This is a genomic window from Luteitalea sp. (assembly GCF_022842525.1).
In the GTDB taxonomy this organism is placed as follows: domain Bacteria; phylum Acidobacteriota; class Vicinamibacteria; order Vicinamibacterales; family Vicinamibacteraceae; genus Luteitalea.
The window spans coordinates 1-13,233 of the sequence record NZ_JALHPM010000175.1; the positions used below are offsets into that span (position 1 = coordinate 1).

Genomic DNA, 13,233 nt, shown 5'->3' on the forward strand with positions numbered 1-13,233 from the left:
CGAGCAGGGCCGCCCCGAACAGCGTCAGGGTCACCGGCTCGGGGACGGGCTGATCGGACACCTCGACGGATCCGGCGGCGACTTCACCGTTGTCGCCCACTTCTCCGATGTAGAGGTAGAGGCCGGTCGTCGAGACCGCTGCCGCCAGGTTCAGCCGCAGTTGCCCGCCGTCGCCCATGCTGAGGAACCCGAACGCCGAGGCATCGGTCGTCGAGTTGGCGTCGAAGGCGCCGAGGGTGGCCACGGCATTGTTCAGCGTGTTGCCTGCCGGACCGGTGCCGAACAGCTTGGGGTCGACGGTGGGGCGCTGCGCGCCCGGCGTGAACAGGGCCCCGGCAAAGTCGATCGCCCCGGCCGACGCAGCGCCAGCCGCGCAGGCCGCGTCCGCGCAGTCAACGGTGGAGATGCGTACGGCATCGAGGTCGAAGCCGCTGAACTGTCCAACCGCGCCGCCGAGACCGAAGCTGCCGTCCGTGATGGTGATCGACAGCAGTTCGGCCAGGCCGAGCGACGACAGATCGGCCTTGAAGACCGCGGTATTCGCCGGGCTCCCACCGGTGAGGCCCGTCAGCTTGGTGAACGTGACGCTGGCCGCATCGGCCGTGGCGGCCCAGGACGACAACAGCAATGTGAACGCGAGTGTGCGCCGGCGCATCAATCCCCCCTTGCTCATGTCTCCGCGTCGTGGGTGCCTCGTGGCGCCCACGCGCAGGCGACGACATCAGGAGCAAACGTGGTGATGCCGCCAGACGAACAGTCGACGCGCTTGCGGTCGTGCGGGGTGCCGCGCTACCGTCGCCTCCACATGAGCCCGACCTTCTCGTCCCGCGGGCCGGTGCCGACGCTCGCCGCGGTGCTCGCCCTGCTGGTCCTGGCCGCCCCCGCATTCGGGCAGGGGGCCGAGCCCCCGACCAACCCGTCGTCGCCGCAGGACTGGCGACAGGCCTACGAGCAGACGCTGCGCGAGGAGTACGGCTGGCTCAGCGTGGCCGGGCTGACCCTGCTGCCCGACGGCGAGCACACCCTGGGGAGTGCCCCCGAGGCCACCGTGCCGCTGCCCGCTGGCCGTGCCCCGGCGCAGGTCGGCACGCTGGTCGTCGCCGGACGGTCGGCCACGCTGCGACTGGCACCGGGCGTCCAGGCGCGGCTCAACGGCCAGGCCATCGAGGGCGAGGTCGTGCTGACACCGGCCGAGCGGGCCACGCCAGGGCAGGCCGCGCCGGTGCCCGACAAGGTGCGGATAGGCGCCATCGAGATCCATCTGCACGAGAGCGGCAGCCGACTGGCGCTGCGCGTGCGCGACCCGGACTCTCCGATCCGGACCGGCTTCCAGGGGCCGCGCTGGTTCCCGCTGGTCGACACCGCCCGCGTGACGGCGACCCTGGCGCCGTTCGAGGAGCCGCGCACGGTGGACGTGCGCAACATCCTCGGCGACGACGAGCCGTATCGTTCGCCCGGGCACGTCGAGTTCCGCTGGGAGGGGCGCAAGACGCGCCTGATGGCGTTCACGGGCACGCGAGGGCGCCTGCTGCTGATCTTCCGCGACGCGACGGTCGGCCGCGAGACGTACGGCACCCGTTACGCATTCGCCGAGCCCACCGGCGACGGTCGCTACGTGATCGACTTCAACAAGGCCTACAACCCGCCCTGTGCCTACAACCCGTACACGAGTTGCCCGACGACGCCGCCGCAGAACGTGCTGAAGGTGGCCATTCGCGCCGGCGAGCAGCTCTACGACGGCCCGGCGCCACCGCTCTCGCGCTGAAGGTCACGACTCGACGATAATGCCGCTCCATGCGTGCCTTTCGCGTGGAGCGGCCCGGTGAGGCGCACCTCGTCGACGTTTCCGTCCCCGTGCCCGGCCCCGGCGAGGTCCTCGTCCGCGTCGAGGCCGTCGGCATCTGTGGCTCCGACCTGGAACTGGTGCGAGGGACGCGCGACGCCGCGTTCTGCCGCTTTCCCGTCGTGCCCGGACACGAGTGGGCCGGTGTGATCGCCGTCGACGACGTCGCCCATCCCCACCTCCCGGCCGGCACTCGCGTCGTCGTCGAGGGTCATCACTTCTGCCGCACGTGTCCCGCGTGTCGCGCCGGTCGGACGCAGTTGTGTCAGCACTACGACGAGTACGGCTTCACCCGTGATGGCGGCTACCGCGAGTACGTGGCGGCTCGGGCCGACCTCTGTCACAGGGTCCACCGGGTCAGCTCGGATCTGGCCGCCCTGTCCGAGCCGACGGCCTGCGCCCTGCACGCGGTGGAGCGCAGCGCCATCACGGCCGCCGATCGCGTCGTGGTGGTCGGCGCGGGACCCATCGGCCTGCTCGCCGTGGCCTGCGCCGCCGCGTGCGGACCGGCGCAGCTGATCGTCGCGGATGTTCGCGAGACGACCTTCGATGCCGCGCGGGCGCTCGGTGCCACCGACATCGTCTGTGCGCCGGCGTCTGCGCTGGCCGCGGCCGTGCGCGAGGTCCTGGGCGGTGGCGCCGACGTGGTGATCGAGTCGGCCGGGCACCCGCTCGCGCAGGCGGCGGCCACCGAGATTCTCGCCCGCGGGGGGCGTCTGACGATCCTCGGCATCGCGGGCGCCGATCGCACCACGCCTGGCAACTTCGACGCCCTGGTGTTCCGTGACGCGCGCGTCGAGGCCATCTTCGCCTATCCGTCGGCGGTGTTCGCGCGTGCGGTGCGCCTCATCGACGACGGCGTGATCGACCCGTCGCCACTCATCACTCATCGGCTCGCCCTGTCGGCGGCTCCGCACGCCCTGGCGCTGCTCGAGTCGCGACGCGAACCGGCCATCAAGGTGCTCCTCGATCCCCGAGCGTGATCCGCATGCCACTACCGCCGTCACCCGCCGCCCGCCTGCTCGCCGCACTCGATCTGCCGACGGGCGATGCGCACGACCTGCCACCGTCGCCACATCGCTTCCCCGATGGCGGTCAGTACCGTGTCGAGATTCCGAGTGTCGAAGGTCCCCGCGTCCTGGCGGCCGTGATCGAGGAGGCGCGCGGTCGCGACGTGCCGATTCATCGCGTGTCGCAGGGCTCCGGCATCATGCTGCTGACCGATGCCGAGATCGGCGAGATGTGCGGCATGTGCCGCGAGGCGCGCCTGGAGCTGTCCCTGTTCGTCGGCCCGCGGGCGGCGTGGGACACAGGCGCCTCCATCGTGTCGCCGGCGGGGCGCACGCTCGGCGCGCAGCTCCGCGGCCAGGACCAGGTGCGTCACGCGCTGGACGATGTGCTGCGCGCGGTGGCCCTGGGCGTGCGCAGCGTGCTGGTGGCCGACATGGGGCTGCTGCGGCTGCTCGACGTGGCGAAGCAGGCCGGACATCTGCCGTCGACGTTGATCATCAAGATCAGCGTGCAGCTCGCGGCGGCCAATCCGTTGGCCGTGGCCGTGCTGGCCGACGAGGGCGCGACCACGATCAACGTGCCGACCGACCTCTCGCTGGCGCATCTGGCCGCGATTCGGCAGCACTGCGACGTGCCCCTCGACGTCTACGTCGAGGTCCCCGACGGCTTCGGGGGCTTCGTGCGGCACTACGAGATCCCGGCGCTCATCGAGGCCGTCGCCCCGGTGTACGTGAAGTTCGGGCTGCGCAATGCCCCCGACATCTACCCATCGGGTCTGCACCTCGAGCACGTCGCCGTCCTGATGGCGCGCGAGCGCGTGCGCCGCGCCGAACTCGGCCTCGCGCTGTTGCAGCGCCAGACGCGGGCCGCGACCAGCAGCGACGCGAGCGCCGCGCCGATCATGTCTCCTGTCGGCACAGCCGATGCGCCGGGTATTCCTGTGGAGGTCGCCTAGTCATGCGCATCACCCATGTCGAGACCTTCCTGGTCGGCACCGAGTGGCGGAACTTCACCATCTGCCGCGTCCACACCGACACGGGCCTGACCGGGCTCGGTGAGTCGCGCATCCCGAACCATCCGCACGCGCTCGAGGCCTATGCCCAGGCCGCCACGCGTCACATCATCGGCCGCGATCCGTTCGACATCGAGTCGCTGGTGATGCGGATGCGGCGCGACGACTACTCGCGTCCGGGCGAAATCATGAGCTCAGGCATCGCGATCTTCGAGATGGCCTGCTGGGACATCGTCGGCAAGGCGCTGCAGCAGCCGGTCTATCGGCTGCTCGGCGGTCAGGTCCGCGACCGAATCCGTGCCTACGCCAATGGCTGGTATCGCGTCGAGCGCACGCCCGAGCAGTTTCACGCCGCGGCCCGTGTCGTGGCTGCGCGGGGCTACACGGCCCTGAAGTTCGACCCGTTCGGCCCCGGCTACTACGAGATCGATGCCGCGGAGCGCCGACGCGTCGTGGCGCTGGTCGAGGCCGTGCGTGACGCCGTCGGGCCCGACGTGGAGATCCTCCTCGAGATGCACGGGCGGTTCTCGCCGGTGCAGGCCGTGCAGATCGTCAAGCTGCTCGAGCCCTTCGGTCTGGGCTGGATCGAGGAGCCGGTGCCGCCGGAGAACCTGGCCGCGCTGCGCAGCGTGCGTGAGCAACTGCCTGGCGTGACGATCGCCACGGGGGAGCGCATCCACGCGCGCCACGAGTTCCGCGAACTGTTCGAACTGCGGGCGGCCGACGTCATCCAGTTCGACGTCAGTCACATCGGTGGCCTGCTCGAGAGCAAGAAACTGGCGGCACAGGCCGACGTGCACTACGTGACCGTCGCCCCGCACAACGTCGGCGGCCAGATCTCGACGGCGGCCAATCTGCACCTCGCGGCGTGCACCACGAACTTCCGCGTGCAGGAGTACTTCAACGACTTCGCCGACCCGTGGGTGCGGGACACCGCACCCGGCTGCCCGCCGGTCGTGGACGGCTACTTCGCCTTGCCGACCGCGCCCGGGCTCGGCGTCGAACTCGACGAGGCCGTGTGTGCGGCGCACCCGGTGGGCGCGACGCATTTCAATCTCTTCGCGGAGGGCTGGGAGAAGCGGGAGGGGGCGGGGCGGTAGGGAGGGGCACCGGTTGCGCGCGGGGGATCGGCGCGCTATGCTGGCGCCGTCTCTTCTGAAAACATTAGAGACGCTAATGTCGCGCTAGGAGCCGGTGCTCGCATGAAGCCACCCACCATCGTCGAATACGGGGTCGAGATTGCCGCCGATCTGATGCTGGCCCCGCCCGATGCCGACCACCTCGAACTCGAGCCCGGCCACCCGGGGCTCGGCGATGCGGGCTACGTCCAGCGTCGCGGCGATCTCTTCGATCTCTGCCGTCGCCACCGGTTGGCCCGGCTCGGTCCACCAGTGATCGAGTACACCGCGGACGAGACCCGGATCTGGCGCGACGTGATGTCGCGCCTGGACGACCTGCACGCCGCGCACGCCAGTCGCATCTACCTCGACGCCCGGCGCGCGCTGGGCATCGGTCGAGACGCCATCCCGCAGATCAGCGCGCTCAGCGCACGGCTCGAGCGCGAGACCGGCATGCGCCTGGTGCCCGCCGAGGGGCCGATCCCGTTCCGCACCTTCTACGGCTACATCGCGGAACGCGGCTTCCCGGTGACCCAGTTCCTGCGCCACGGGTCCCATCCGGAGTTCACGCCGGAGCCGGACATGATCCACGACTGTCTCGGCCACGTGCCGCCACTCATGCATCACGACTACGCCGCGCTGCTCACGCGCCTCGGGCAGGCGGCCATGGCGGCGACGACCGGCGAGCAGGTGCTGGCGCTGAAGCGATTGAGCTGGTTCAGCGTCGAGTTCGGCCTGATTCAGGAAGAGGGGCAGACGCGGGTGTACGGCGCCGGCCTGCTGTCGTCCACCGGCGAGATCCCCTTCGCGCTGTCCGACGATGTGGACCGGCGTCGGTGGAAGACCGACGAGGTGATGGCCACCGACTACGACCCGTGTCGGATGCAGTCGGTGCTGTTCGTCGTCCCGTCCTTCGCGTTCCTGCGCTTCGAGGTCGAGCAGCTCGTGGAGCGGCTGGGCCTCGACGTCCCGCACGCCGCGCACTAGCGTCGAGCAGGGCCGCCTCCACGAGACGGCCCTGTCCTCTGCGGCGCGGGCTCAGAGTCCGAACGCGCCGTACACCATCCAGGTCGACACCTTGTCCTTGAACGGCGCCACCAGGGCCTTGTTGGCCTCGGGGATGCCGAGCTCGGGCGTATCGGTGGTCTGCGCCCCGGAGGCGGCCTCGCTGGCGTTGGTGACCATCTCCTGCAGCGCGCCGATGTTGCCGTCCTTCACCTTGCTGGCCACCTCCCGGAAGTCGATGCCGGTGACCGAGACCCCGGCGGCCTCGTAGAACCGCGTCTTGACCCAGGTGTACTCGTCCAGCGAGAAGCTCTGGGCGTTGAGGGCCTCGATCTGCGCCACCTTCGCCTCGGAGATGATGCCGAGCAGGTCGCGATAGGCGCCGACCACCTCGGTGATCGCGACGCTGGAGTCCTGGCGCTCGTCGATGGCCTTGTACTTGGCCTGCAGTTCGGTCGCCCGGGTGCCCATCCGCGCGTGCAGCCCTTCCTGCACGGCGACGAAGCGTCGGACCTGCGCCTCGCTGAGGGTGTCGTCGGCCGGGGCCGTGAACGCCTGCGTGTTGGTGACCTTGGCGTCGAGTTCGGCGAGTTCGCCGATCTGGCTCACCGAGGCCAGGAAGGCCTGGGCGGGACGATAGACGAAATAGTAGAACCCGACGCTTCCGGCGATGGCGAACAACACCAGGGCCAGGCCACACCCGATGACAAGCTTCTTCACGCGCTGAACTCCCTGTAGGCTTGAGGCGATCGTGCCTCGCTCTCATGCTTCAACGACTCCGGCGCTCCGGCTGAACAGCTCGGCGCCTCGGCCCTCACGACGCGCCGCGCTTGCGCTGCTCGCCACGAGCCCCTGGATGCTGCCGGCGGCGGCCCGGCAGGTCGCGGCATCGGCGCCCGTGACGCTCTTCGACGGCAAGACGCTCGGCGCCTGGAAGCCGGTGTCCTTCGGCGGGGAAGGCGAGGTCTCGATCGTCGACGGCGCCATCCGGCTCGATCGGGGCAACGACCTGACGGGGGTCGTGTGGACCGGGAAGGTGCCCGGGCCCAGCTTCCGCGTCCAGATGGAGGCGAGGCGTGTGGACGGCTCGGACTTCTTCTGTGCCGTCACGGTCCCCGTCGCGGGCAGTCACTGCACGTTCGTCGTCGGTGGCTGGGGCGGCACCGTGGTCGGCTTCTCCAGTCTCGATGGCCTCGATGCCTCCGAGAACGAGACGAGCCACACCGTGCCCTTCGTCGACCACCGGTGGTACCGGGTCGCGGTGGACGTCACACCGACCCGCATCCACGGGCTGATCGACGACAAGGTCGAGGCCGAGGCCGTGCTGGCCGGCCGCCAGGTGGACGTGCGCCTCGAGATGATGCCCTGTCGTCCGCTCGGCATCGCGAGTTGGCGGACGGTCAGCGACATCCGGACCCTCACGTTGCAGGAGCGGTCATGAGCGAGCTGTCACGCCGCGACTGGTTACGGACGGGCCCGGCGGCGCTCACGGCGGCGATGGCGCCTGCCGCGCTCGCGCGCGCAGACGGGATCGTCCGCGCGCCGCAGGATTTCCGCGTGCTCGGCGCCCCGGTCGTGCAGGCGCTGTCGGCCACCGCCGTGTCGGTCGCCTGGGCCGTCAACGACACCAGCACCGGTTGGGTGGAGTACGGCGAGACCGAGGCGCTCGGATCGGTGGCCTCCGGCGACGAGGACGGCCTGCGTCCGCTCGATGCGCGCGTGCAGCGCGTGCGCCTCGACGGCCTGACGCCGGGGACGCGGTATCACTACCGCACGGTGAGCGTGCCCATCGCGTTCCTGGGCGCCTACGACATCCGGCGCGGACGTCCCTACGAGAGCCGCACGTACAGTTTCGTGACGCCGGATGGCGGTGCTGCCGGCCGCATGCAGGCGGCCATCATCAACGACACGCACGAGCAGCCGGAGACCCTGAGGCGGCTGTTCACGCAGCTGGCCGAGTCGCCCGGCGATCTGCTGTTCTGGAACGGCGACATGTTCAACGACATCGCCACCGAACAGCAGCTGGCCGAGCAGTTGCTCTACCCGGCAGGCATGGCCTACGCGGCATCGCGACCCGTGTGCTTCGCGCGCGGCAACCACGATGTGCGCGGCCCGGAGGCGCGGGCCCTCGGCCGCGTGCTCGATACGCCGAGTGGCCAGCACTACTACACGGTGCGGCAGGGCCCCGTGGCGTTCCTCGTGCTCGACACCGGCGAGGACAAGCCGGACGACGCGCCGGTGTATGCGGGGTTGGGGACCTTCGATGCCTACCGCACGCGACAGGCGGCGTGGCTGGCCGAGGCGCTGCAGCGGCCGGAGGTGAAGGGCGCGCCCTTCCGGGTGGTGGTCGTCCACATCCCGCTGTATGGCGCCACGCCCGTGCGATTCCATGGCGGGGCGGACGCCCGCGCCAAGTGGCACGATCACCTGGTGCGCGGCGGCGTGGACCTGATGGTGACGGGCCACACGCATCGCCACGCCTGGCTGCCGCCCGACGCCACGCGACCGTTCGGGCAGCTCACTGGTGGCGGGCCGCAGCCTGATGCCGCCACGTTGATCCGTCTGGACGCCGACCGTCAGCAGCTCACGGCGCGGCTGTCGCGGCTCGATGGCACGCTGATCAGCGAGCACGTCGTGACGCGTCGCGCCTGAACGTCGCTAGCCGCCGCGCGTGTGCATCTCGAGCTGCGGGGCGCGGCGCAGATCCTCGACGGCGATGAACGCGCTGCGGTCGGGCGCCGCGAGCCTGGCCTCGGCGCCGCGATCGGCGCGCTGCTGCCAGGTGGCGGCGATGAGATCGGCCAGCGCCTCGTCGCTCGCACCGGCGCGCAGCGGCGCCCGGATGTCGAGGCCGCGCGTCGCGTACAGGCACGAGAAGAGGTGCCCGTCGGCGGTCAGGCGGATGCGGTCGCAGGTCGAGCAGAAGGGCGTCGTGGTCGACGCAATCACGCCCACGATCTGGCCCGAGGGCAACCGATAGCGTGACGCCGGCGCCGGTCCCTCGGCCGGCAGGGCCTCGACGTCACCGAAGGCGTGCGAGAGCCGGCGCACGATCTCCTGTCGCGACACCACCTTCGAGGCGTCCCAGTGCGTCGCTCCCGGGACGTCCATGTATTCGATGAAGCGGATCTCGGCGTCCTGGCGGCCCGCGAACGTCACCAGGGCCTCCAGTTCGTCGTCGTTGACACCGCGCATCAGCACGGTGTCGAGCTTGAGCGTCCCGAACGCCTCGCGCGCAGCGGCGATGCCGGCCAGGACCTCGGCAAGGTGATCGCGGCGCGTCAGCGCTGCGAAGCGATCCCGGTGCAGCGTGTCGAGACTGACGGTGATCCGGCGCAGGCCGGCGTCACGCAACAGGCGCGCCTGCGAGGCCAGCAGCACGCCGTTGGTGGTCATCGCCAGGTCGTCGAGGACGCCGAGGCCTGCCAGCCGGGACGTGAGGTCGGTGACCTGCGCGCGCAGCAACGGCTCGCCACCGGTGAGCCGCACGTGCCGCACGCCCAGCCGCGTGAAGATGGCAGTGACGCGCGTCAACTCCTCGAAGGTCAGCAGGGTGGTCTTCGGCAGCCAGACGTAGTCCGGCTCCGGCATGCAGTAGGCGCAGCGCAGATTGCACCGGTCGGTGACCGAGATGCGGAGGTGGCCGAGCGGGCGGTGCCACCGATCGAGAAGCACACGGCATTATCGCTTGAATGCCGAATGCCGAATGCCGAAGGCCCAATGCCAAAGGCCCAATGCCGAAGGGAGAAGGCCGAAGGGAGAAGGCCCTGGCAGAAAAAGGCCCCCGATCCGGTGCCCGCGGATCGGAGGCGTCAGGCTTCGGCGGGACCCGCCGGAAGCGGAATGATGGCCCTGCTGGGAACCGGACTCAGGCCACGTCTTCGAGCAGGGACGGCGTCCCGCTCGGGGTGTCGAAGGTGGCGGCGACCTCGCCGTGCTGGCTGAGGTCGAGCCCATCGATTTCCGCGTCGGGGGACACGCGCATCGGCCACAGCGTGTCGACGATGCGGTAGAGCAGCCACGAGCCGATGAAGGCGAAGGCCGACACGACCACGAGGGCGATCAGGTGCGCGCCGAAGGTCTTCCAGGAGCCGTAGACGAGGCCGACGTCCTTGGCGAACACGCCGGTCAGCAGCATCCCGACCATGCCGCCGACCCCATGGCAGGGGAAGACGTCGAGCGTGTCGTCCAGGGTGGTCTTCGAGCGCCAGTGGACGGCCAGATTGCTGGCGATGCTCGCCAGCAGGCCGATGGCGATGCTGTGCCGCACGGTGACGAAGCCGGCGGCGGGGGTGATGGCGACCAGGCCGACCACGGCGCCGATGCAGGCACCCATGGCCGAGGGCTTGCGGCCCCGCACCATGTCGAAGAACACCCAGCCCAGCATGGCCGCCGCCGACGCGGTGTTGGTCGTCGCGAACGCGAGCACGGCGGCGTCGTTGGCCGCCAGCGCCGAGCCGGCATTGAAGCCGAACCAGCCGAACCACAGCATGCCCGTGCCGAGCAGCACGTACGGGATGTTGGCCGGTTCATGCGGCTCGTTGGCGACGTGGCTCTGGCGTCGACCCAGCACGAGGGCGCCCGCCAGCGCGGCCAGGCCCGCCGACATGTGGACCACGGTGCCCCCGGCGAAGTCGAGCACGCCCATCTGCCGCAGCAGTCCCTGGGGATGCCACGTCATGTGCGCCAGCGGGGAGTAGATGAAGACGCTGAAGAGCACCATGAAGAGCAGGTAGCTCGAGAACCGCACGCGCTCGGCGAAGGCACCGGTGATCAGCGCCGGCGTGATGATGGCGAACTTCAGCTGGAACAGCGCGAACAGCAGGAGCGGGATGGTCGGGGACAGGTCGGGGTGCGTCGCCGCCCCCACCCCGTCGAGCATGAAGAACGTGACCGGGTTGCCGACCAGGCCGCCCAGACTGTCGCCGAACGCCAGGCTGAACCCGACGACGACCCACAGCAGGCTGATCACGCCCAGCGCCACGAAGCTCTGCAGCATCGTCGACACGACGTTCTTGAAGCGGACCATGCCCCCGTAGAAGAACGACAGGCCGGGGGTCATGAGCAGCACCAGGCCCGTCGCCGTGAGCATCCAGGCGACGTCGCCGGAGGCCCAGGGGCCGCCGGTCGGGACGGCTGGGCTGGTGCGGGGGAGCATCGCCGCGAGGGCGACGGCTGACAACACGATGAAGGGCAGGGCACGGACGTTCACGGCATCTCCAGCGGCAGCAGGGCTGCAAAGTAGAACCGTTCAGAGCGTACGGAGCGCGTGTGCCTTCGTCAATATCCATGTCACGCTTTGTAAAACATAGTGCTATCCATGGCGTCGCAGGGTGGGCACTCGTGCATGTCGTGCATCGTCGGGATCTCCATGCGTGACCGCGGCCCTGTCGGGACCAGACCGGCGGCGCGGCGCGTGCGCTATCGTCGGAAGCCATGCAGACGCGCGGTCGCGCCTCGTTCGGGACAGGGGGACCGGAGGACGCCTGGCGGGTCGAACTGGCCGCACCGCTCGACGTGCGAGAGGCGTGGACGCCGTCGGATGTCCGGGCGGTCGTGACGTGGGCCGATGAGGTCTCCCGCGCCGGACGATGGGCGGTGCTGCTGCTCGCCTACGAGGCGGCGCCCGCCTTTGATGAGGCCCTGCGGGTACGCCCCGCGAGCCCGTCGCTGCCCCTGGCGTGGGCGGCGGCCTACGCGGCGCCGTCGATGCCGGCCGAGTCGCGGCTCCGGACCGATGGGCCGGGCCACACGTCTGCCGCAGGCGTCCCCTGGGCCCCGGGTCTCGACGAGGCTCGATTCGCCCGCGACATCGCTCGTGTGCTCGACCATATCGCCGCCGGCGACACGTATCAGGTCAATTACACGTTTCCGCTCCATGCGCCGTTCGTGCACGAACCCTGGGCCTGGTTCGAGGCGTGCGCCCGTCAGGCGATGGTCCCGTTTCCGGCCTGCATCGACCTGGGTTCGACCCTCGTCATGAGCCTGTCGCCGGAGCTGTTCCTCGAGCGCACCGGCGATCGTCTCCGCGCTCGTCCGATGAAGGGCACCATCCGGCGAGGCCGGTGGCACGCCGAAGACGATCGGCTGGCACAGACCCTGGTCCGCAGCGAGAAGGCCCGCGCCGAGAACGTGATGATCGTGGACCTGCTGCGCAACGACATCGGGCGCGTCGCCGTCACCGGGTCGGTCCAGGTCGCCGATCTCTGCGCACTGGAGCGCTATCCCACGGTGTGGCAGCTGACGTCGCGGATCGACGCCGCCCTGCGTCCCGGACTCTCCCTCTGGGACCTGCTGTGTGCCACGTTTCCCTGCGGATCGATCACCGGTGCCCCGAAGGTCCGGACGATGGAGGTCATCGCCGACCTGGAGTCGTCGCCGCGTGGGCTGTACACGGGGACCATCTGCCTGCTGCGCCCCGGGGGGAACCTGCTCGCCAGCGTGCCGATCCGGACCGTCGTCCTCGATCGCACCACGGGCATCGCCACGTTCAACGTCGGCGCCGGCATCACCGCCGATTCGACGGCCGCCGACGAATGGGCGGAGTGCCTCGCCAAGGCGCGCGTCGTGCGGCCCCCGGCGGTGCCCGAGGATGCGGCGTTGTTCGAGACGCTCCGCCTCGAAGACGGGCAGTACGTGCGGCGTGACGCCCACGTCGCGCGGTTGCTGGACTCGGCGGGACTGTTCGGATGGCCGGCGCCACGCGCCCGCGTCGAGGCGGTGCTCGATGGCCTGGCGGCCGCGTACATCGACGGCACCTGGCGCGCTCGTCTCCAACTCGATCGCACTGGCGTCGTCCAGGCCGAGGCGGTGGCGTTCGTCCGCGAAGACCCGGCGAGGGTCCGGAGGGTCGCGCTCGCCCCGACGCCGGTCGACACCCGCAGTCCGCTGCTCTTCAACAAGACGACGCGCCGCGAGGTCTACGACGAGGCGCGCGCCGCGCGGCCCGACGTCGACGATGTGCTGCTGTGGAATGCCAGGGGCGAACTGACCGAGGGTACGATCGCCAATCTCGTCGTCGAACTCGATGGCGTGCGGGTCACGCCGCCCATCGCGAGTGGATTGCTGCCGGGGGTGTTCCGCGCCGACCTGCTCGCGCGTGGCGCGATCGAAGAGCGTGTGGTGTTGGTGTCCGACCTGCCGCGGGCGTCGCGCCTGTGGCTGGTCAACAGCCTGCGCGAGTGGATGCCCATCGCCTGGGATGGCCGCGTCTGAGCGCACCCGCCGTCATGGCCCAGCTTGAC

Annotated in this window: 12 protein-coding genes; 8 read left to right on the forward strand and 4 right to left on the reverse strand. The window is 70.4% G+C overall.

Annotated elements, in window-relative coordinates; genetic code table 11:
* Positions 1-655 (reverse strand): hypothetical protein (locus Q0C41_RS24840; protein WP_291988482.1); only part of this gene is annotated, 655 nt, incomplete at its 3' end.
* A gap of 84 nt (positions 656-739) precedes the next feature.
* Here Q0C41_RS24840 and Q0C41_RS24845 point away from each other — a divergent pair.
* From Q0C41_RS24845 to Q0C41_RS24865, 5 genes are all read left to right on the forward strand, one after another.
* Positions 740-1,765 carry a DUF1684 domain-containing protein gene (locus Q0C41_RS24845; RefSeq protein WP_291988484.1) on the forward strand — a complete coding sequence of 342 codons (1,026 nt, stop codon included), beginning with the start codon at positions 740-742 and terminating at the stop codon, positions 1,763-1,765.
* 29 nt (positions 1,766-1,794) lie between these two features.
* Positions 1,795-2,826, forward strand: coding sequence for an alcohol dehydrogenase catalytic domain-containing protein (locus Q0C41_RS24850; RefSeq protein ID WP_291988486.1), 1,032 nt, complete (start codon positions 1,795-1,797; stop codon positions 2,824-2,826).
* 5 nt (positions 2,827-2,831) lie between these two features.
* Entirely contained in the window at positions 2,832-3,809 is a 978-nt protein-coding gene (locus Q0C41_RS24855) for a U32 family peptidase (RefSeq protein ID WP_291988489.1), read from the forward strand.
* Between the two features lie 2 nt (positions 3,810-3,811).
* Complete coding sequence (locus tag Q0C41_RS24860) at positions 3,812-4,966, forward strand: mandelate racemase/muconate lactonizing enzyme family protein (protein ID WP_291988491.1); 1,155 nt, start codon at positions 3,812-3,814, stop codon at positions 4,964-4,966.
* Positions 4,967-5,068: 102 nt separating this feature from the next.
* A complete protein-coding gene (locus Q0C41_RS24865) occupies positions 5,069-5,971 on the forward strand; it encodes a hypothetical protein (RefSeq protein WP_291988494.1) in 903 nt (300 codons plus the stop codon).
* Between the two features lie 51 nt (positions 5,972-6,022).
* On the opposite strand, the gene Q0C41_RS24870 is transcribed toward Q0C41_RS24865, so the two are convergent.
* The gene (locus Q0C41_RS24870; RefSeq protein WP_291988496.1) at positions 6,023-6,709 is read right to left on the reverse strand and encodes a hypothetical protein; all 687 of its coding nucleotides are present in this window, start codon (positions 6,707-6,709) and stop codon (positions 6,023-6,025) included.
* A gap of 136 nt (positions 6,710-6,845) precedes the next feature.
* Here Q0C41_RS24870 and Q0C41_RS24875 point away from each other — a divergent pair, with 136 nt between their 5' ends.
* Positions 6,846-7,430, forward strand: a complete 585-nt coding sequence (locus Q0C41_RS24875) for a family 16 glycoside hydrolase (RefSeq protein WP_291988498.1) — start codon at positions 6,846-6,848, stop codon at positions 7,428-7,430.
* Positions 7,427-8,641 carry an FN3 domain-containing metallophosphoesterase family protein gene (locus Q0C41_RS24880; protein WP_291988500.1) on the forward strand — a complete coding sequence of 405 codons (1,215 nt, stop codon included), beginning with the start codon at positions 7,427-7,429 and terminating at the stop codon, positions 8,639-8,641. Before Q0C41_RS24875 ends, Q0C41_RS24880 begins: the two co-directional genes overlap by 4 nt.
* 6 nt (positions 8,642-8,647) lie before the next feature.
* Here the strand turns inward: Q0C41_RS24880 and moaA are convergent, their stop codons facing one another.
* Both moaA and Q0C41_RS24890 read right to left on the reverse strand, forming a co-directional pair.
* Positions 8,648-9,664, reverse strand: a complete 1,017-nt coding sequence (gene moaA, locus Q0C41_RS24885; protein WP_291988502.1) for a GTP 3',8-cyclase MoaA — start codon at positions 9,662-9,664, stop codon at positions 8,648-8,650.
* Between the two features lie 193 nt (positions 9,665-9,857).
* Positions 9,858-11,147, reverse strand: coding sequence for an ammonium transporter (locus Q0C41_RS24890; protein ID WP_367079304.1), 1,290 nt, complete (start codon positions 11,145-11,147; stop codon positions 9,858-9,860).
* A 278-nt stretch (positions 11,148-11,425) separates the two neighbouring features.
* On the opposite strand from Q0C41_RS24890, the gene pabB reads away from it, so the two are divergent.
* Positions 11,426-13,204 carry an aminodeoxychorismate synthase component I gene (gene pabB / locus Q0C41_RS24895; protein WP_291988506.1) on the forward strand — a complete coding sequence of 593 codons (1,779 nt, stop codon included), beginning with the start codon at positions 11,426-11,428 and terminating at the stop codon, positions 13,202-13,204.
* The last annotated feature ends 29 nt before the right edge of the window (positions 13,205-13,233 follow it).